Source organism: Halobacillus rhizosphaerae (assembly GCF_046719735.1).
GTDB classification, from domain to species: Bacteria; Bacillota; Bacilli; order Bacillales; family Halobacillaceae; genus Halobacillus_B; species Halobacillus_B rhizosphaerae.
On the sequence record NZ_JAUTWQ010000001.1, the window covers coordinates 419796 to 439436 of the forward strand.

The 19641-nt window shown below is 40.8% G+C and carries 20 protein-coding genes; 15 read left to right on the forward strand and 5 right to left on the reverse strand.

Going from position 1 to position 19641, the window contains the following annotated elements; translation table 11 throughout:
- Nucleotides 1-13 precede the first annotated feature (13 nt).
- Complete coding sequence (locus Q7A53_RS02160; protein ID WP_411787463.1) at nucleotides 14-997, forward strand: alpha-ketoacid dehydrogenase subunit beta; 984 nt, start codon at nucleotides 14-16, stop codon at nucleotides 995-997.
- 17 nt (nucleotides 998-1014) lie between these two features.
- On the forward strand, nucleotides 1015-2343 hold the full coding sequence (locus Q7A53_RS02165) for a dihydrolipoamide acetyltransferase family protein (RefSeq protein ID WP_411787464.1): 1329 nt from the start codon (nucleotides 1015-1017) through the stop codon (nucleotides 2341-2343).
- 160 nt (nucleotides 2344-2503) lie between these two features.
- On the opposite strand, the gene Q7A53_RS02170 is transcribed toward Q7A53_RS02165, so the two are convergent.
- Both Q7A53_RS02170 and Q7A53_RS02175 read right to left on the reverse strand, forming a co-directional pair.
- Entirely contained in the window at nucleotides 2504-3382 is an 879-nt protein-coding gene (locus tag Q7A53_RS02170) for an NAD(P)-dependent oxidoreductase (protein ID WP_411787465.1), read from the reverse strand.
- A gap of 90 nt (nucleotides 3383-3472) precedes the next feature.
- A complete protein-coding gene (locus tag Q7A53_RS02175; protein WP_411787466.1) occupies nucleotides 3473-3952 on the reverse strand; it encodes a site-2 protease family protein in 480 nt (159 codons plus the stop codon).
- 383 nt (nucleotides 3953-4335) lie between these two features.
- Here Q7A53_RS02175 and Q7A53_RS02180 point away from each other — a divergent pair, with 383 nt between their 5' ends.
- The 4 genes from Q7A53_RS02180 to Q7A53_RS02195 are packed head-to-tail and all read left to right on the forward strand — an operon-like array spanning nucleotide 4336 to nucleotide 8278.
- Nucleotides 4336-5292 carry an AAA family ATPase gene (locus Q7A53_RS02180; protein ID WP_411787467.1) on the forward strand — a complete coding sequence of 319 codons (957 nt, stop codon included), beginning with the start codon at nucleotides 4336-4338 and terminating at the stop codon, nucleotides 5290-5292.
- A complete protein-coding gene (locus Q7A53_RS02185; protein ID WP_411787468.1) occupies nucleotides 5289-6500 on the forward strand; it encodes a DUF58 domain-containing protein in 1212 nt (403 codons plus the stop codon). The genes Q7A53_RS02180 and Q7A53_RS02185 overlap by 4 nt, the downstream gene beginning before the upstream one ends.
- On the forward strand, nucleotides 6497-7708 hold the full coding sequence (locus Q7A53_RS02190; RefSeq protein WP_411787469.1) for a DUF4129 domain-containing protein: 1212 nt from the start codon (nucleotides 6497-6499) through the stop codon (nucleotides 7706-7708). The genes Q7A53_RS02185 and Q7A53_RS02190 overlap by 4 nt, the downstream gene beginning before the upstream one ends.
- Nucleotides 7709-7765: 57 nt before the next feature.
- Complete coding sequence (locus tag Q7A53_RS02195; protein WP_411787470.1) at nucleotides 7766-8278, forward strand: GrpB family protein; 513 nt, start codon at nucleotides 7766-7768, stop codon at nucleotides 8276-8278.
- 58 nt (nucleotides 8279-8336) lie between these two features.
- Here the strand turns inward: Q7A53_RS02195 and Q7A53_RS02200 are convergent, their stop codons facing one another.
- Entirely contained in the window at nucleotides 8337-9320 is a 984-nt protein-coding gene (locus Q7A53_RS02200) for a ring-cleaving dioxygenase (RefSeq protein ID WP_411787471.1), read from the reverse strand.
- Between the two features lie 181 nt (nucleotides 9321-9501).
- On the opposite strand from Q7A53_RS02200, the gene Q7A53_RS02205 reads away from it, so the two are divergent.
- The gene (locus Q7A53_RS02205) at nucleotides 9502-10278 is read left to right on the forward strand and encodes an alpha/beta hydrolase (protein WP_411787472.1); all 777 of its coding nucleotides are present in this window, start codon (nucleotides 9502-9504) and stop codon (nucleotides 10276-10278) included.
- A gap of 237 nt (nucleotides 10279-10515) precedes the next feature.
- Nucleotides 10516-10920 carry a DUF1259 domain-containing protein gene (locus Q7A53_RS02210; protein ID WP_411787473.1) on the forward strand — a complete coding sequence of 135 codons (405 nt, stop codon included), beginning with the start codon at nucleotides 10516-10518 and terminating at the stop codon, nucleotides 10918-10920.
- A gap of 179 nt (nucleotides 10921-11099) precedes the next feature.
- Here the strand turns inward: Q7A53_RS02210 and Q7A53_RS02215 are convergent, their stop codons facing one another.
- On the reverse strand, nucleotides 11100-12053 hold the full coding sequence (locus Q7A53_RS02215) for a cation diffusion facilitator family transporter (RefSeq protein ID WP_411787474.1): 954 nt from the start codon (nucleotides 12051-12053) through the stop codon (nucleotides 11100-11102).
- A 217-nt stretch (nucleotides 12054-12270) separates the two neighbouring features.
- Here Q7A53_RS02215 and Q7A53_RS02220 point away from each other — a divergent pair, with 217 nt between their 5' ends.
- From Q7A53_RS02220 to Q7A53_RS02245, 6 genes are all read left to right on the forward strand, one after another.
- The gene (locus tag Q7A53_RS02220; protein WP_411787475.1) at nucleotides 12271-13689 is read left to right on the forward strand and encodes a Na+/H+ antiporter NhaC family protein; all 1419 of its coding nucleotides are present in this window, start codon (nucleotides 12271-12273) and stop codon (nucleotides 13687-13689) included.
- 252 nt (nucleotides 13690-13941) lie between these two features.
- Nucleotides 13942-15009 (forward strand): NAD(P)H-dependent flavin oxidoreductase, encoded by a 1068-nt coding sequence (locus Q7A53_RS02225; protein WP_411787476.1) that lies wholly within the window; start codon nucleotides 13942-13944, stop codon nucleotides 15007-15009.
- A gap of 11 nt (nucleotides 15010-15020) precedes the next feature.
- Nucleotides 15021-15431, forward strand: a complete 411-nt coding sequence (locus Q7A53_RS02230; protein ID WP_411787477.1) for a GNAT family N-acetyltransferase — start codon at nucleotides 15021-15023, stop codon at nucleotides 15429-15431.
- Between the two features lie 139 nt (nucleotides 15432-15570).
- On the forward strand, nucleotides 15571-16002 hold the full coding sequence (locus Q7A53_RS02235) for a BrxA/BrxB family bacilliredoxin (protein WP_411787478.1): 432 nt from the start codon (nucleotides 15571-15573) through the stop codon (nucleotides 16000-16002).
- Nucleotides 16003-16082: 80 nt separating this feature from the next.
- The gene (locus Q7A53_RS02240) at nucleotides 16083-17033 is read left to right on the forward strand and encodes an aromatic acid exporter family protein (RefSeq protein ID WP_411787479.1); all 951 of its coding nucleotides are present in this window, start codon (nucleotides 16083-16085) and stop codon (nucleotides 17031-17033) included.
- A 46-nt stretch (nucleotides 17034-17079) separates the two neighbouring features.
- On the forward strand, nucleotides 17080-17595 hold the full coding sequence (locus Q7A53_RS02245) for a L,D-transpeptidase (protein WP_411787480.1): 516 nt from the start codon (nucleotides 17080-17082) through the stop codon (nucleotides 17593-17595).
- A 54-nt stretch (nucleotides 17596-17649) separates the two neighbouring features.
- Here Q7A53_RS02245 and prli42 read toward each other — a convergent pair whose 3' ends face one another.
- Nucleotides 17650-17793, reverse strand: a complete 144-nt coding sequence (prli42, locus tag Q7A53_RS02250) for a stressosome-associated protein Prli42 (RefSeq protein ID WP_411787481.1) — start codon at nucleotides 17791-17793, stop codon at nucleotides 17650-17652.
- Between the two features lie 184 nt (nucleotides 17794-17977).
- Here prli42 and Q7A53_RS02255 point away from each other — a divergent pair, with 184 nt between their 5' ends.
- Complete coding sequence (locus tag Q7A53_RS02255; RefSeq protein ID WP_411787482.1) at nucleotides 17978-19633, forward strand: acyl-CoA mutase large subunit family protein; 1656 nt, start codon at nucleotides 17978-17980, stop codon at nucleotides 19631-19633.
- The last annotated feature ends 8 nt before the right edge of the window (nucleotides 19634-19641 follow it).

The window sequence follows — 19641 nt, forward strand, 5'->3', positions numbered from 1 at the left end:
AGGGGGAGTAATTATGGCAGTTATTTCTTATATTCAAGCCGTCACTCAAGCTTTGAGAGAAGAAATGCAGCGAGATGAGAAGGTATTTGTGCTGGGAGAAGATGTTGGGAAACGCGGAGGAGTATTTCGCGCAACTGATGGACTTTATGATGAATTCGGCGAAGATAGAGTCCTTGATACACCACTGGCCGAGTCAGCAATCGCAGGCGTCGGAATTGGTGCTGCAATGTATGGAATGCGCCCAGTAGCTGAAATGCAGTTCGCAGACTTTATTATGCCTGCTGTGAACCAAATCATTTCAGAGGCAGCCAAAACCAGGTATCGTTCGAACAATGATTGGAGTGTACCTATGACCATCCGTGCTCCTTATGGCGGAGGAGTTCATGGTGCGCTTTACCATTCTCAATCAGTTGAAGCGGTATTTGCCAATCAGCCTGGGTTGAAAATAGTCATGCCATCTACACCCTATGACGTAAAAGGGTTATTAAAAGCTTCCATACGTGATAATGATCCTGTTTTATTCTTTGAGCATAAACGAGCATACCGTTTAATAAAGGGAGAAGTTCCTGATGAAGAATACACACTTCCAATTGGGAAGGCCGATGTAAAACGAGAGGGTTCTGATATTACTGTTATTACCTATGGCCTATGTGTGCATTTTGCCCTGCAGGCAGCAGAAAAGCTTGCTGAAGAAGGAATTGATGCTCATATTCTTGACTTAAGAACGGTCTATCCGTTAGATCAGGAAGGGATTATAGAGGCAGCGAAGAAAACAGGTAAGGTGTTATTAGTAACGGAAGATAATAAAGAAGGCGGAATTATTTCAGAGGTATCTGCGATCATTAGTGAAAACTGTCTGTTCGATCTGGACTCTCCAATAAAACGTTTAGCTGGTCCTGATATTCCTTCCATGCCTTATGCCCCGACTATGGAAAAATACTTTATGATGAATCCTGACAAAGTTGAAAAAGCGATGCGAGATCTAGCTGAATTTTAATATAAGGAGGAATTCCTGTGGGATTAGAGAAAATAAACATGCCTCAGCTTGGTGAAAGTGTCACAGAAGGCACGATCAGCACTTGGCTTGTCCAGCCAGGGGACAAGATTAATAAGTATGATCCGATAGCTGAAGTTATGACAGATAAAGTAAATGCTGAAGTTCCTTCGTCTTTTACCGGTGTCATTAAAGATTTAGTGGCAAGTGAAGGAGATACAATAGCTGTAGGGGACCTTATGTGTCATATTGAAGTGGAAGGCGGAGGGGCAGCATCACCTTCCGAACCAACTTCTGAACCAAAGGAGAAGGCTCAACAGGAAACAGCCGGTAAAGAGCAGTCGAAGGAAAAACCTGAATCCTCAGCAGCAAAGCAATCGGGGAACAAGGCGAATAAGAAAAGGTACTCTCCTGCAGTGATGACTCTTGCCCAGGACCACGAAATCGACTTGAATCAAGTGGATGGATCAGGGAGAGGCGGCCGAATTACTCGTAAGGATATTGAAAAGATTATCGAGAGCGGAGACATTCCAAAAGCTGGGCAAAATCAACCAACAGAGCAAGCAGTTGTTGATGAACAGCCTGCTCAGTCTGCAAATCAAGCTCCTGCTGCTCCGCAAACATCTGTCCCAAATGTACAGGCTGGTGAAGGAGATAAAGAAATTCCTGTTACAGGTGTACGTAAAGCCATAGCTTCTAACATGGTGAAATCGACTTCAGAGATTCCTCATGCTTGGATGATGGTAGAAGTAGATGTAACGAACCTTGTTAATCTGCGAAATGCTAAGAAAACCCAATTTAAAGAAAATGAAGGATACAGTCTTACTTACTTTGCATTCTTCGTTAAAGCTGTAGCGCAGGCGTTGAAAGAATACCCTCAATTAAACAGCTCGTGGGCTGGAGATAAGATTATCCAGCGGAAAGCGATAAATTTAAATATAGCTGTTGCCAAAGAGGATCAACTGTTTGTTCCAGTCATCCGCGATGCAGATGAAAAAAGCATTAAAGGAATCGCCAAAGATATTACTGAATTAGCTGGAAAAGCTCGTCAAGGTAAATTAACATCTAAAGATATGGAAGGCGGAACCTTTACCGTAAATAATACGGGTTCATTTGGTTCTGTACAATCTATGGGTGTGATTAACCATCCGCAAGCGGCTATACTGCAAGTAGAATCTATCGTGAAAAAGCCTGTCTACCAAAATGGCATGTTTGGTCCGAGAGACATGGTGAACTTATGTTTATCTCTAGACCATCGTGTGCTGGACGGGCTTGTGGCGGGGAATTTCCTTGCACGAGTGAAAGAAATCTTAGAGAAAATGTCTGAAGAAACGACTTCGATTTATTAAATCCATAAGACAACCCGAATGGCGGTATGTTTAATGCGCCATTCGGGTTTTTTTTGTCCAGCTCTATAGTGAAATACCTTCCTTTAAATATTCTGACGGAATGATCTTAATTTTCAATAATGCGGACGTGTGCAATATTTATTTTAGCGAGAGCAATTTCCTATGACTTGCTGCTATGAAGCGATTTATAGAAATCATAAATGGCAGAGAAATCAACGTTTCCGTACCCATTACCATTTGCCTCTGCGTATAATTCTTTCATTACGTTGGTTATTTTCAATTCCTTTTCTTCTTCATTTCCTGATAATGAAGCTAGATGAAGATCTTTATACATATTCTTTAAAGCGAACTCTTCTTCATAGTGATTGTCTCTTAATTTATCAGCTTTCATTTTAAGAAACGGAGCGGAAACAGGCATATTTGGCAGCGTATCCAGCAGAAAATCTTTCGAGAGCCCCAATTGTTCTCCAAGCACCATCCCTTCAGCAAAAGTCGCCATGTTCGATGCAAGCATTAAATTAACCACCATTTTAAAGGAGGTTCCGTGACTCACCGGGCCAACATGCATGGTTTTCTTTCCCATGATTTCCGTATAGGGAGATAGTACAGATATATCTTGTTCCTCACCACCCGCAAGAAACACAAGTTGTCCCTGCTCTGCGGGACCTTTTGAGCCTGCGACGGGAGCATCCGCAAACCTGACATCAAGTTTCATTGCATGCTCACTTGCTTTTCTGGAAAACTCTGGGTTGACTGTGCTGGAATCGACCCAGAGGGAACCAGGTTTCATGGACTGGACGAAACCATCATCGCTTAAGGCAGTGGATTCGACTGCTTCTGGACCGGTCAGCATCGTAAATACTAAGTCTGCTTTTTCAACCGCTTCGTGGATCGTAGGTTTAAACTGAGCTCCCATCTCAATGAGTGGATCAGCTTTCTCTTTAGTTCGATTAAAGACAATAAGATCGACCTTGTTTTTTAGTAAATTTGCTGCCATGGCATGTCCCATCACGCCAAGTCCAATAAACGTCACATTCATAATACTCCTCCTCTAACTAAAATAAACTTTAATTTTCAATTTGCTTCTTTATTGTATACTCTTTTCAAATATAGGAAAAAAGCTTTTTGTCTAATCGATAGGATCCACTGCTTTACCGTAGCGAATGACATCAAAAACTGCCATACCATCACTTGGTTTCCCTTCTCCATTTCTATAGGGAAAGAGCGAAAAGAATATAAAGTAAATGGAGAAGTAAGCATATTGATAGAAAAATAAAGTGACCGGAAGGATGTTCGCGCTCATTAATGAATTTAAAATAAGAATCACAAGCAGATTAAATCCACTTCCGGCAAGATAGATGGCAACATGAGCCCAGGTTTTATTGTAAGTAAGAGCTTCATATTGACACCATCCCTCCATGAAATACTTTCGCTTTATTTCGAGGGGGCCAATGTGAAACAGAGTTTCTCCAGTCCCTATACAAAACTTTACTTTCCCTCCGAATAGTCTGGCTACACATACATGTCCTGCTTCATGGACTAGGGTAACAATTGGTAAAATAATAAAGAAGTTTATGAAAAACATAGGGATGTCACTTAACGTAAACATTAGGATTACCTCCATATATCATTGAAATTGGTTTTGCTGAAACAAACCTTTCCCCGTTTAAATCATTTTATAACGATAATTTTAAAAATAGCTAAAGTCAGGATAAAATGCCCTCTTACTCACCAACAGGCTAGATATAAAGCTAATTGATCTTTTATATCTAGCCTGTTGATGATTTGATAAAACTAGAAAATAATGGCGGATTTTAGTAAGCGAATAACAGGTGGAGGGTGTTTTTCTATGAAAATAAAGTCATTTTTTGTAAATATTTGAATAATAAGAGGGATTAAGCTGATTATATCGAAGTATTAAATAAGACCTAAAATCAAACCAAATACTAGCTATAAAACTATATTCATTCAGTTAAATAAAGGATGGTCGTTATGGGAATTTTAATCAACCAGGTATTTGAAGCACAAAAAGTCATGCGGCGAGTCATTATTGGACAGGACCGAGTGATTGAGTTAATGTTCATTGCTCTGCTGGCAGATGGTCATGTAATTTTAGAGAGTGTACCAGGATCAGGAAAAACTAAATTAGCCAAGAGTTTCGCAAAAGTAATGGATGCAAAATTTCGAAGAGTTCAATTTACTCCTGATGTTCTGCCGAGCGACGTGACGGGAATTCAATTCCTTAATCCTAAAACACAGGAATTTGAAATGAGAACTGGTCCTGCATTCACTAATTTTTTATTAGCAGATGAAATTAACCGGGCCACCCCTAAGACACAGTCTAGTTTATTAGAAGTAATGGAAGAGCACCAGTTAACGATAGATGGGGATACCATCTCCGTCCCTGCTCCTTTTTTAGTAATGGCAACTCAAAATCCAGTAGAGAAAAATCAAGGAACGTTTCCGCTGCCAGAAGCGCAGCTGGATCGGTTTTTATTAAAAATACCTCTAGATTATCCAGACCTGGCATCAGAAAAAGAGATATTGTCCTTTTATCAGGTCGAGGATCCTTTTCAAGATTTATCGCTTGCTTTAACAATAGAAACGATTACTGAATTACAAGCCAGCGTAAAAAAGATTAGGGTCTCTGAACCGGTGAAAGATTATCTTCTGGCTCTAATTCGGGGATCGAGAGAACATCCTGAAGTTCAATTAGGAGCCAGTACGCGAGCAGCTCTTGCATTAATGAGGGCAGCTCAGGCTAATGCCTTGCTTCAGCAGAGAAACTATTTGACTCCGCATGATGTGAAAGAACTCGCCCCTTATGTTATTGAACATCGGATCATCCTTTCTATGGAAGGCATGATAAGAAAAACTACGCAAGAAGTTACGCAGGAAATTATTCAATCCGTCGAAGTACCAGTGGAATTGAGCAGTGGACAGCGGTGAGGGAATGGGAGCGAAAAGATCAAAGCAGTGTAGGCGTTCAAATAGACTTGCTTTCCGCCGTAACACTTGGTCTGCTTATCGTCTGTATGGTATCCGGCCAGGTGTTGATTTTTATTCTGACTGGTATGATTGTGACATTCATAGTTCTTGGGAAGTACTGGGATCAATATATGGGAAAGTTATTAGAACTTGATAATCCTGTAAAAACCATCCGTTTGTTTGAAGGGGAAGATACAGATATTTCATTTATTCTACATAACCATTCGAAGCTTTCCATAATCAATGGCACTCTTTCATTGCAAATGAGCGAATCAATGTCCTGTCAATCGCACAAAGTTGGGCGGACTACAGGTACAGCTGCCTATCAGATCCCGTTTTCCATACCAGGGAAAAATACAGCATCCGTCTCTTTTCCATGCAGGGCAGTCTCCAGGGGAATCGGCAGGATCAATAAGATTGATTATAAGTTTCCATTGTTCCGGATGCATCATGCACTATTGAATTATCGTAAGAAGTATCAAACGATGCTGATTATTTATCCTAAACCCTTAGAAGTATATGGGTTGGGTAGTTTTATGAACCAGGTAATTGGAAATAATTATGCGGCGAATTCGCCTTATGAAGATCTTCAGAGTGTGCGCAGTATAAGAGATTATTTACCTACGGACGATTTCCGGCATATTCATTGGAATGCTTCAGTAAAGAAGGGCGCTTTACAAACGAAAGTATTTGAGCGGATGCAGGATACGACGATAAGTATTGTTATCAATATAAGTGAGTCCAGCCGTCTTGGAAACTATTACTTCACCCCACGGCTTGAAAAGCTATTATCACATGCTGCATTTATCGCTTATTATGCAGCGGAACAGGGCTTCCCAGTTGAAGTCCATCTGAATCTTAAACGTGCAAATCGATATCATGTGAGAAGTTATAGCAGCGGGACAGCTCAGGAGGATTTGAAGGAAGCGCTAGAATTACTGGCTCACATAAATAATCAGGGTAAAATCCTCCCATTTTCTGAACTCCTTTACTCCCTATCGAAGGATAGGAATCAAAAGGTAAGCATACTTTTAGGAGATTGCGAGAATGAATCTACTAAAGAACAAGTGTTCAGGTGGTCCGCTGATAATGAGAACTTATACCGGGTATGGGAGGAAGAAGAGGTAGCTGTTCTCTTACCATTTGGACAAAAAGGAGGAAGAATATGAACCTCCATCTTTTGATAACCAGGGTATATCAGTACACCGCGGAAGTAATAGTGGTCTATTTCTTGCTTGTACCTGTATTCATTTACTATCATTTCCTTCCTTTTGGTAAGTATTTTATTGTTGCAGCACTTGTCTATATTTTGTTTTCCTTGCTTAGACTTGTCATGGAATCTTATCTCAGCTTCCTGCTTGTCGTTCCTGCGGCCGGCTTTGCAGCATATTCCTGGCTGGGATTTCCAATTTTCTTAGCCTGTCTGTCTGCCGTTATCTTCTACTGGAGGATAGCAGAGCATCAGAAAGAGGCAGACAAACATTATGATATAACGTTACTGAGTATAAGTTTTACGTTGGTTTTAGTCGAAGTGGTTTTTACTTATGACGAGATCATTATTTGGATGGCCATCATTCAAATAGTAGTTTTTACTGGCGGTTACTGGATGAGCCAGTTAACGGCTCAGATGCGGCCGGTTAAGCTGATTGAATTTAGTGTACTTGCTCTTTATTTAAGCTTGTCTGTAGGTGCAGGACTGCTGTTTTGGTTCATGTACTCAGGAGTGAGGTTAAGTTTATTCGGGCTATGGTCATGGGGAACTAAAGGGGTCGTATTTTTAATTAGTGCATTATTATATCTGGTCGGGATTCGCAGCTCGTTTACGAACGAAGGAATTTCCAGCCGATCCGCATTTTCGATGGATACTCCTCCCCTAACCTTAACAGATAAGAAGTCGGTAAAAGATCTCCTTTCTGAAACAATGAAGTCCTCCTCCAGTCATCAGATGGTCTGGATCATTCTCCTTTGTATAGTCGTGTTACTGACGGTCATTATATTATTCAGGAGAAAGTTCAAGAGTCAAGAAAGTTTCGAACAACAAGAGAGCATTCGCAGCGAGACGGGGACAGTAGCTTATCACCCCATAAAAGAAATGCCAGACCGTTCAAATTCCTTTTATCATCGTCCACCAGTACCGTATGTTCGAAAAGAAGTTTTTCAGCTTGAATCATTGGCACGGGTAAAAGGGAAGGGGAGGAAATCTTCTGAAACGTTGCAGAACTGGCTGAGACGATTACGGGTGAACGAAGAAGTAATCGAATTATACGAGAAAGTGCGATATGGTGAACAACGACTCACCAGCCAGGAGCTGAAAGTTTTTACCGAGGCAGTAAAACAACTGAAGGACTTCATGAATGATAGCTCGATTGAAAAGTAACTACGCCATTTTTTCTAAAAGAGAAGTGGCTAACAGGATAGGGGGAGAAGCCGGTAAATGAGAAGGAAAGTGCAAGTTGTCCCTTATCGTCAACAGTGGGAGGCAGATTACATTCGGGAGTGCTCTAATCTTAAAAACGTGCTGGGTAACTCTGAAGCCTCGTTCTATCATATAGGCAGTACTGCGATACCTGAAATGAGCGCCAAGCCGGTTATAGATATAATGGGGAGTATAAAAAGAATAGAAGAGATTGATCCATTCATGCTTGAATTACAAACGATGGGTTATGAATCGAAGGGCGAATTTGGAATTCCGGGAAGACGTTTTTTTCAAAAGGGGGGAAATAGTAGAAGTCATCATTTACATATCTTTCAACAAGGTAGTGTTGAAATTGTCCGCCATCTAGCCTTTAGAGACTACTTGAGAAGTCACACAGAAGAAGCCTTACGATATCGTAGGTTAAAGGAGCAATTAGCAGAGCAGCATCCTTATAACATAGAAGCTTATATGGAAGGGAAAAAAGAATTAATTACAGAAATAGAGAAAAAAGCACTACGTTGGTATAGATAAAATGCTCCCCAGTCTTCTTTGATGGAAAGATGACCGGGGAGCCATAAATGGAGTTGAATTATTCATATTCTTTTTGAATATTTTTATCGCTTCTCTTTGTGTTAATCGGTCTTACATGGTTCTCGATCGCTTGTCGTTTTGGTTCTAAAAGGGGAGGCAAGGATAAATTTTCTCCCAGCGTCTCATAAGGCTCGTCTCCCATAAATCCAGGACCGTCTGTCGCAAATTCAAATAAAATTTGCGGAGCGACGTTCACATATAAAGAAGCAAAGTAATGCCGGTCTACGAAACCTGAAGTACGGAATCCAAAACTCGGCATCCGTTCGATCCATTGCTCCAATTCCTGCTGGTCATGAACACGAAAAGCGGAGTGGTGAACCGTACCAAAGCCTTGGCGGGCAGGTGGTAATTCGGTGTTGTGCTCTACAATCACTTGGGCACCGTTTCCACCTTCGCCAGTTTCAAATAAATGCAAGGTATCTTTGGAATCAATTTCTTCAAACAGCAGAACTTTTTCCATCATCTCCTTGAAATATTGATAATTTTCAATCCGTACAAACAAAGGACCTAGCCCTGTAATGGCATATTCAACCGGAATGGGGCCGTTTTTCCACGGAATACCAGCTGAAACACCTGTATTCCTTTCATCAGAAACGAGTTCGTAAGCCTGGTCATCGAAATCAAAAAAGGGCAGGACTTGCTTATTAAAGCGCTCCTGGATGCCAGAATGTGTAACTTCTAACCGGTTAAATCTCTTCTCCCAATACTTCAATGCCTCATCACTGGGAACTCTGAAGGAGGTTTTTGCAATTTCGTTCGTTCCATGAGTTCCTTTAGGAATACCTGGGAAATCAAAAAAGGTCATATCGGTACCCGGGCTGCCCTCATCATCAGCAAAAAATAAATGATACGTTTGGATGTCGTCTTGGTTCACTGTTTTTTTAACTAATCGCATACCTAGTGTATAAGTGAAAAATTCATAGTTTTTTTCCGCACTGCTAGTTATAGCGGTCACGTGATGAATACCTTTTAATTTATTCATGATGATGCCTCCTCGAAAAATAAATGAAGAATACCGTTGGTTAAGATCTTCTCATTTTATACTAAATTGAAATTATCTTTAATTCAAGATAAAAGCATTATCTCTATAATCGATTGGGTTGAAGCACGAATCAGAAGCGGCACCGAAATAAGAACTGAATGACATAGAGAGGAAGTAGGGTATGATTAAGAGTTTTCAAATTTCATCCGAGTATCTAAAAGAGAAACGTAAGATCAGAGCGTACCTGCCTGAACCTTGCAAGGGAGAAGCAAAAAGGTATCCTGTTTTGTATATGCATGACGGGCAAAATGTCTTTGGTGAGGATGGTACTAACGCAGAGCAGTCTCTTCAGTTGAAGGAGTATTTAGAAAAAAGTGGATTACAACTTATAGTAATTGCAATCGATGGAAAGGAAGGGGAAGAAAGAATTAATGAGCTCTGTCCCTGGGAGAATGGAGAGTACAGTGCGAAGATTACTGGTGGCAGAAGTACGTTAGGGGGAGGTGGAAAAGATTACACGGAATTCCTCGTTAAAGAATTGAAGCCATGGATAGATAGGAATTACCCCACATTGCCTGAGGACTCAGCTGTCGCTGGCATTTCTTTAGGTGGATTGATCTCTTGTTATATAATGTGCTGCTACCCGCAGGTATTTAAGAAAGCTGGAGGGGTTTCATCGGCTTTTTTTCGTAACCAGGAAGAAATAGAGAATATGATCTTCCATGCTTCCCTTCAGAACATTGAAGCCTTTTATTTGGATTGTGGAACTTTGGAAGCTGGAACAGATCAAGCCATCAGTGATGAATTCCTTGCTTCAAATAAGAAAGTATACCGGTTATTAAACGAAAAGGTTTCTAACTCCAAATTAAGGGTTATTCCTCATGGAACTCATACGTACGAAGATTTTAAGGATCGGGCACCGGACATGCTTGCCTTCTTATTTTCAGATTTGGCATAATAATCGAGCGGTTCGACGTATTCGGTTTAAAAGCAACTGTAAATGGATGACTTGTAACTTATCTCGCTTGCACGCAGCTATTGAGAAATTAATTTTAATCAGCAAGGCCATTCCTATGTAGCCATTATATTTTTACTGCTTCCTGATGATGGCCGTATATTACCTAAGGTTTATCATTCTCCTCATATTATCCGCTGAACTCTCATAGATTAGACAAAATTTGAGGGGGAGAAATTAATGGTGAAAAATTACTGTGAACGATTTGGAGAAATTCTTAATGGAAAAAGCAGTTTTCATGAAGGGGTGTGCTCCGTATCGTTTAAGCGGAGAATCAATGTCTTTGTACAAGGGAGACCGAGTACAAATGTAGTCCCTGCCGGTGTCTCGTTTGAGGGTTTGGATAAGAATGGGAATGCCTTAAATCTGGCAGAAATTGCGGTCCTGCAAGAGGAAATTCCTCCTTTCCTGCAATCGATAACTCAGCAGGGGTTAACTGTAAGCGCCTTACACAATCACTGGATCTTTATGAGTCCAATCATCATGTATGTGCATATTCAATCCGTTGAACCTCCCTTGAATTTTGCGAGTAAACTTGCCCGTTCTTTTTCCTATTTAACGAGTTACCCTGTAAGTGAGAAGTAGTGGTACCTGATATTTCATAAAATAAAGATGGTTTTAGCTGATCACAAAGCGAACCCCACATACCTAGAGGGAAATTTAAGAAAGTCGAAGAAGAAGCGGCGGTCTAATCATGTTATACCGAACCTGGGTCATAAGAGGTTCGGTTTTTTTGTTTACTAAAAGTTTGCGCATCTGATTTGTTAATCCACCGGGGCCGTTTTATCCGCTCTATCATTTTCACACGTAATCGAATCTTTGTGAGGGTGCCTCTCATCTTCTATCTGGATGGTCACGTGTCCTATATTGTACTGTAGCAGCTTGGATTCGATTTCTCTTAGCAGCTGCTGAGATTCAGCGAATGTCATGTCATCCTTTACGACAACGTGTCCAGATAACGCATTTTTCCCACTAGTTATGCTCCAAATATGCAAGTCATGCAGGCTGGCGATTTGATTTGACTCAAGTAAGTAACGAATGATTTTATTTACTTCTACATCTTTCGGTTTACCCTCCATTAAGATATGAACGGCTTCTTTGGCTACTTTATATCCGCTGATTAATACGAGTATAGCAACCACTACACTTGCCAGCGGATCAGCAAAACCCCAGCCCAGAAACATAATAAGCAGGGCGGCAGCAATCGCACCTACTGAACCTAGTAAATCCCCTAGCACATGATAAAAGGCTGCTCGGAGATTGAGGTTTTCTTTCGTATCTCCTTTCATAAGAATCCAGGCGACGGCAATATTCATTAGGAATCCTACGGAAGCGATCAGAAGCATGCCAGTAGAGGCGACATCCGGGGGATTTTTGAAACGGTGATAGGCTTCAAAAATAATATAAACGGCGATGACGATCAGAGCTGCCCCATTGAATAACGCAGCAAGAATCTCAAAGCGTTGGTAGCCATAAGTTTTACTGTAATTTGCAGCTTTTTCACCAATAATAAAGGCAAGAACAGCCACCCCTAAAGATACAGAGTCGCTAAGCATATGTCCGGCATCAGACAGCAAGGCTAAACTATTTGTAATTAGTCCGCCAGCAGCTTCAATAAGCATATAGACGGTTGTAAGAATGAAGCTGATTATTAATGCTTTTTTATTTCCTCCATGAGTATGGTTGTGGCCATGGTTAGGGTGATCATTATGCGTCATTAAGCTGATTCTCCTTCTAAAAGGTAACATCTTTACAGGAAACTTCGTCACATAACCATTTGCTGGGTGTTTAGAAGAGTTCAGTCTTTGATAACTCGACCTACCTACATTATTTAACTGAAGCTAAATTCGTATTCAAGAGGTTTTACTTATCATGAAATAACGACTATAGGACATAGTAAAGTCAGATGACTACTCTAGTAGTGGAGGGAAGTTTATGGCACATTGGGAGTCGGTTGTTCCGTTTATGATTATCATTATTATTGCTCTTTGGACCAAACAAGTGATTCCCGGTTTATTTATAGGCTTAATGGCTGCCTCTTATTTAGTACAGGGATCTCTCTTGGGAGGGATAGAAAAGATGGCTGATTATCTCGTTACTAATCTGGCCAAACCGCCTAAATTACAGGTGATTGGGTTCTTATATATATTTACGGGAATCATTCACCTTTCGAAGAAGACGGGTGGAATATCAGGCTTTATCGAGCTAGTATCAAAAAAAATTCATTCCAAAAAGCAGGCAGTTTTATTAGTATGGCTTACGTTAATAGGGACTTTTATTTCTCCCAATTTGAGAATTGTAACCGTAGCTCCTATTATGAAATCATTGCAAGGACCGCTTCAGCTTAATAAAGAAAGAATAAGCTTCGTTATTGAAGCGAGTGCATTACCGGTTATCGCTTTAATTCCCCTTGCCACTGCATTCATTGGATACATGACTTCTACAATTGATTTAGCTTTAGACAACGCTGCAATTCCTGGAGATGCTTATATATATTTTCTTAAGAGTATCCCTTTCAATTTTTTTTCAATCGTTACAATAGTGCTGGCGATTTTATACAGTATCTATCCTCATCCCGCTATTTTTAATCGATATATGGATCATAAAGAAGATAGGAAAGAAGATTCTTCTGAGAAAGACTCTGAGGATTCAGCATCTGGCCAGATTGAAGCAAATGTATTTAATTTAGTTATTCCATTAAGTCTGGCGTTAGGATTGTCTGTATTGCTTTCCTGGTTGGACGGTTATCAGAAGTCGTCTAGTTTTTCCCAGGCATTTGTAAAAGCGGACGTCACCCATTCTATGTTTGTGGCGATCTTAATTACCTTGCTGGTCACTTTTGTAATGCTCTTAATAGAAAAACATGATATGAAAGGTCTTCTTGATGATTTCTTTGAAGGGGGAAATAAGCTGATTCCTGCTTTTTTTCTTTTTGCACTCGTATGGGCGCTCTCTTCAGCTGCAAAAGATCTGGGATTAGCCGAATTCGTTACCAGTACTTTAGGTGAAATCCCTGCTTCTATTATTCCACCTGTAACCTTTGTGCTTGGATCATTGATTGCTTACTTTATCGGGTCTGCCTGGGGATCCTGGGGATTATTAATGCCGGTCGGAGTTTCTCTTGCATCTGCCTCATCTCTGCCGCTGGAAGTTTTTATAGGAATCGTTTTCGCAAGCGGGACCTTAGGCGGACTGATCTCGCCGCTGAGCGGTACGACTGTCACAATGGCAAAGATCATGGAACTGGATACCATCCTATATGCGAAATATAAATTTAAACATGTGATCGTACCATTTGTTTTATCAGCTGTTCTTTATTGGGGATTCGCTTATTTTGATAAATTTTATCACTAATACTTAAATCTAACGCAGTCAAACACCCTGCCTATTTTTTATATGGCCAGGGTGTTTTTTATTAACGGATAGTAACATCGAAAAGGTTTTTACAGATTTACATAGAAAGATTTATAGTAGAGCCAGAACTTAAATATAACCTACTGGGTCACGATAAGCATCTCGATGTAAGTAAAGCAGGAGAGGCTTTAAATGGCTTTAAATTCTAAGTTTAAATAGACTTCCTATTAAGAAAGGAGAAGTATTAAATCAATGTGGAATACTAATAAATTTTGTGAACAGCTTGGCTTAACTTACCCAATTATTCAAGCAGGAATGGCGGGAGGTGTGACGACTCCAGAATTAGTTTCATCCGTTTCAATTGCTGGAGCACTAGGCACTCTCGGGGCGGGTTATATGACAGCGGAAGACATGACTGAATCTATTATAAGAATCAAACAGCTGACCAATCATATGTTTGCTGTCAATGTATTTATACCTGAAGACAATAACTTGTCCAGTGAGAGAGTGGCAAGAGCAGATCGACTGCTCGACTCCTACCGCAGAGACTTACAAATAAAAAAAGAACCATTTACCTCCACTCCATTCCCATATGATGCACAGTTGGAAAGCATCTTGGAACTAAACGTCCCAATCGTAAGCTTTACATTTGGTGTACCTTCAAGAGAAACGGTGAAAGAACTTAAGAAGAACAATGTTATCACTATCGGAACGGCGACAACTGTGGAAGAAGCAGTTATCAATGAGGACAGAGGGGTAGACGCAGTAGTAGTCCAAGGCAGTGAAGCAGGAGGACATCGCGGCAGCTTTACGGGAGATTTTTCCAAAGGTATGGTAGGAACCATTGCATTAGTTCCGCAAGCCGTGGATCAAGTGCGTATCCCTGTGATTGCGGCAGGTGGTATCATGGATGGCCGCGGTGTATTAGCTTCACTCGCTTTAGGAGCTCAAGGAGTTCAGATGGGTACGGCTTTTGTAACGAGCCAAGAAAGCGGGGCAAAGGTTCAGCACAAAGAAGCCATATTAAAAACAACAGAATCGGAGACCGTAGTCACTTCTGTGTTCAGTGGAAAACCTGCACGAGGAATTCGAAATCAGTTTATCTCGGATTTGAAGGAATTTGAAAGTGAACTTCCAGGATATCCAGATCAAAATTCATTAACTAAGCCTATACGAAAAGAGGCAGCTAAGCAGAATAAGCCGGAATGGATGTCGCTTTGGTCGGGACAGGCTCCCAGGCTCAGCACTCGCAAATCCGCAACAGAACTTATCGATGGTATAGTGAGGCAAGTCGAGGGATTGATCCAAGAAAAGTGGTAAAGAGGATGGAGATGAAACAAGTTCTTAGGGTTGACATGGATCCGGTCGTAAAACAATTACTGGGATATGCCGCTTCAGAACATAATGTAGACAGTGAATGTAATAAATATAAGAATTCACCTCACCGTAAACTATTTGGATTAGAAAAGCAGGGGATTGCTATAGGATGTATGGGTGTGGAATTGAATAGATTAATGGAATGTGAAATTAAACATATTGCCGTATCTCCTGATTACAGAAATCAAGGAGCGGGCAGACAAATGGTTTCTTTTCTCTACTCTTGGCCGTTCATCCAGCTAATTACGGCAGAAACAGATCGTACTGCCGTTCAATTCTACCGAAAACTCGGTTTTACGATGGAGAGTTTGGGAGAAAAGTATCCAGGCGTAGAGCGATTTAAATGCACAAAACTTCTGAAATGAAGCTGAGTTTAGAAAGAACGCCTTCTTTTTGGAATTTGATAAACAAAGATTTTGTCTCATACGGGGAGCAGTTGTTTGAAAGGTCGCACTTATCTTGGTAAAATGTTGATAGTACTTATTTATAAAGGAGCCATGTTTTATGGATTTTAATATTTATATGAATGATGTAGTCACTCAAGCGCGTGACGAAATTACCAAAGCAGGGTATAAAGAGCTGACATCAGCTGAGCAGGTAGATGAAGCTCTTCAGCAAAAAGGAACGACACTAGTTATGATTAATTCTGTGTGCGGCTGTGCAGGCGGTATTGCGCGTCCAGCAGCATCCCATGCCATTCATTACGATAAGCGTCCAGATCAGCTTGTGACCGTATTTGCTGGTCAAGATCGAGAAGCTACAGAACGTGCCCGTGAATACTTTGAAGGGTATCCGCCATCTTCTCCATCTTTTGCTCTTCTGAAAGATGGCAAGATCCAGACCATGGTGGAGCGTCATGATATTGAAGGATTTGAACCTATGGAAGTCATTGGTAAGCTTCAGCGCAATTTCGATGAATATTGTGAAGAAGTGTAAAAGTTTGCAGCATGACTAGGATCTTTGTGTTCAGCAAAGATCCTTTTTTACGTTAATTACAAGATAGAGGGAGGTACAATGTGAAAATAGGATACCGAACGATAAAGACCGCCCTCGGCGCACCTCTTGCGATTTGGATCGCTCAGATCATCCATCTTAATCATTTTGCTTCTGCGGGAATTCTAACCATATTGTGTATTCAAATTACTAGAAAAAGATCGTTTCTAACGGCCTGGCACAGATTTGCTGCCTGTTTACTTGCCATGGTTTTCTCGTACGTGTTTTTTGAAATCATTGGTTATAATCCTCTGGCCATAGGGCTCATGCTGTTTGCCTTTATTCCTATAACCGTGTGGTTGAAACTCACCCCTGGGATAGTTACGAGTTCAGTGATCATTCTCCATTTGTATGGCTCCGGCCATATCCAATTTTCTACGGTTTGGAATGAAGTCCTTTTAATTACTGTGGGAATAGGAATGGCGCTTGTTTTAAATTTGTATATGCCAAGTTTAGAGAAGGATTTACGTGAGTATCAAACTACAATTGAACAAAATTTCTCTACCATTTTAAAAGAAGTCGTCAAATTTCTGAAGGAAGGCAATGATGGGTGGGCAGGCAAAGAGCTGACCGAAACAGCTCTGCTTCTTGAAAAAGCTAAGTCCCTTTCATTTCGTGATGTGGAGAATCACTTGCTTCGCACCCATAATCGTTATTATCATTACTTTCATATGCGTACGAAGCAATTTGAATTGCTCGAACGAATGCTTCCTCTTGTCAGCCGCATTTCTGGAGAATACGATCATTCTCGTAAGATCGCAGAGTTTTTTGAAGAACTTGCAGGTGCGGTACATCCAGGAAACACAGCAGTTATTTATCTCAACCAGTTAAAAGCCATTCGTGACCATTTTAAAGAAGAAGAATTGCCCGCTACCCGGGAAGAATTTGAAGTAAGGGCAAGCCTTTTTCAGCTCTTAAATGAAATCGAGCAATATTTGATTATCAAACGTTCCTTTAAGAAAAGTGATGTATAAGGCCGTTTACTAAGGGGAAACTCTAGGTAAAAGGAATGGCTTGCTCATGAAACTCATCACCATTTTATTCTTTGTTATCGGATCATTTATTACCCCTTCAGTTTCCGCTGATCCTGTTATCGTAGTCAACAAGGCATCACATGAATTAGCAGTGTTTAAGGGTGGAAAAGAAATATTCCATGCACCGGTCGCCACAGGAAAAACGAAGGAATTAACGCCTGAGGGAGTATTTACAATTAAAGTAAAAGCAGTTAATCCTTATTACAGGAAGAAAAATATTCCAGGCGGAGATCCAAAGAACCCTTTGGGAAGCCGCTGGATTGGATTTGATGCGAATGGTACAGATGGAAGGATATTTGGTGTACATGGCACAAATCGTCCAGGTTCTATTGGGAAATCTGTATCTGCCGGCTGTATCCGAATGAAAAAGGAAAATGTAGAAAAGCTTTATGATCTTGTGAGTGTTGGAGACAAGATTATTATTACAAATCAACAGAAAAGTCTAGAAGAGATTTACAATGAATGGGAAAAGAAGGAATTACACTCTATGATTACTCATTAAAAAAAGCCGAAGGTCTCGATTAGAGAACCTTCGGCTTACTTATTTTCTATATAGTTACATAAAGAAAGACGCGCCAGTCAGCAGAGAAGAAACCACCATGGCAGCAATCATCACAATGACGATCGCGCGCATACGGCGTTCACGTTTGGATTTCTTCTTTCGGGCGGGTGGTTGTTTATGATCATTTTTTGTAGTCAAGGTTAATTACCTCCTTCTCACTAAATCCTATTGATATTTTACACGGAAATAACCATTTGGACAAGGGCAGGAAATGAATTACAATATAATTGTGAATTCTAATAATTTTTAAAATGGTAAGCGCTTTAATTTCTGGTATGCTAGAGTTGGCAGTTTTTTTTATTGAGAAGAGGAGGACCAGAATATGACTCATTCATCGAATTATAAAAATTCTAAGCAAGCATGGGAAAAAGATGTTGAGAAAACGATGAACAGGTTTCCCGAGAGAAAAGAACCGTTCACTACGAGCTCTAATCTCTCGATCGACCGTTTATATTATCCTAACCAGGAAGAAGAAACTTATAGTACTAATCAAGGGTTCCCTGGGCAGTTTCCTTATACACGCGGCATTCAGCCCACCATGTATCGCAGCCGTTACTGGACAATGCGCCAGTATGCTGGATTTGGATCAGCAGAGGAAACAAATAGAAGGTTCAGGTATTTATTAGATCAAGGTCAGACAGGATTATCTGTAGCCTTCGATTTACCTACTCAGATCGGCTATGATTCAGATGATGCTATGGCGGAAGGGGAAGTTGGAAAGGTAGGAGTTGCGATTGATTCTCTAAAGGATATGGAACAGCTGTTTGATGAAATACCATTGGATCAGGTCAGTACATCTATGACCATTAATGCTCCTGCTTCAATACTCCTGGCTATGTATATTGCTGTAGGCGAAAAGCAGGGAGTAGAGGCTGAAAAGCTGACGGGTACCATTCAAAACGATATTCTAAAAGAGTATATTGCTCGGGGCACTTATATTTATCCCCCTAAACCTTCCATGAGAATCATTACGGACATTTTTAGTTATTGTCAATCTCATCTACCTAAATTCAACACCATTAGTATATCCGGGTACCACATTAGAGAAGCAGGTTCTACAGCCGTCCAGGAAGTGGCTTTTACCATTGCAAACGGTATGGCTTATGTAGATGCAGCTTTAGCATCCGGACTTGAAATTGATCAATTTGCCCCAAGACTTGCTTTCTTCTTTAATGCGCATAATCAATTTTTTGAGGAAGCTGCGAAGTTCCGAGCTGCCCGGAGGATTTGGGCAAAAATTATGAAGGACCATTATCATGCTCAAAATCCAAAAAGCTGGAAATTAAGGTTCCACACTCAAACCGGCGGAAGTACTTTGACCGCTCAGCAGCCTGACAATAATATTGTACGAGTAACCCTGCAGGCACTTGCTGCTGTAATGGGGGGCACCCAAAGCTTACATACCAATTCCCGCGATGAAGCGCTGGCCCTGCCCACTGAAGAATCTGCTCGTATTGCACTTCGTACTCAGCAGATCATCGCTCATGAGAGCGGAGTGGCTGACACGATTGACCCACTTGGAGGCTCCTATTATGTAGAAGCCCTGACAGATAAAATCGAAGAGGAAGCAAACGTATATTTGGATAGCATTAAAAAGCTGGGAGGAGCAGTGCAGGCTGTAGAAGAAGGCTATATGCAAAGAGAAATTCATCAAGCTGCTTATGAAGCTCAAAAGAGACTCGAAGCAAATGAAGATGTAGTGGTAGGATTAAATGAATTTAAAGCAGAGGAAGAAATAAATCCTGATTTATTACGGGTCGATGAGGCCCTGGAGGCAGGTCAAATAAGAAAAGTGAAAGATGTTCGTGCCGCAAGGGATCAAAGTGAAGTGGATCAAATATTATCCCGATTAAGAGAAGCGGCCAAAGGTTCAGAAAATCTTATGCCTCATATAGTAACAGCAGTGAAAGCCTATGCAACAGTAGGAGAAATTGCTAATGTGCTCCGTGATGAATTTGGAGAATACAGCGGAATGTAGAAAGGATT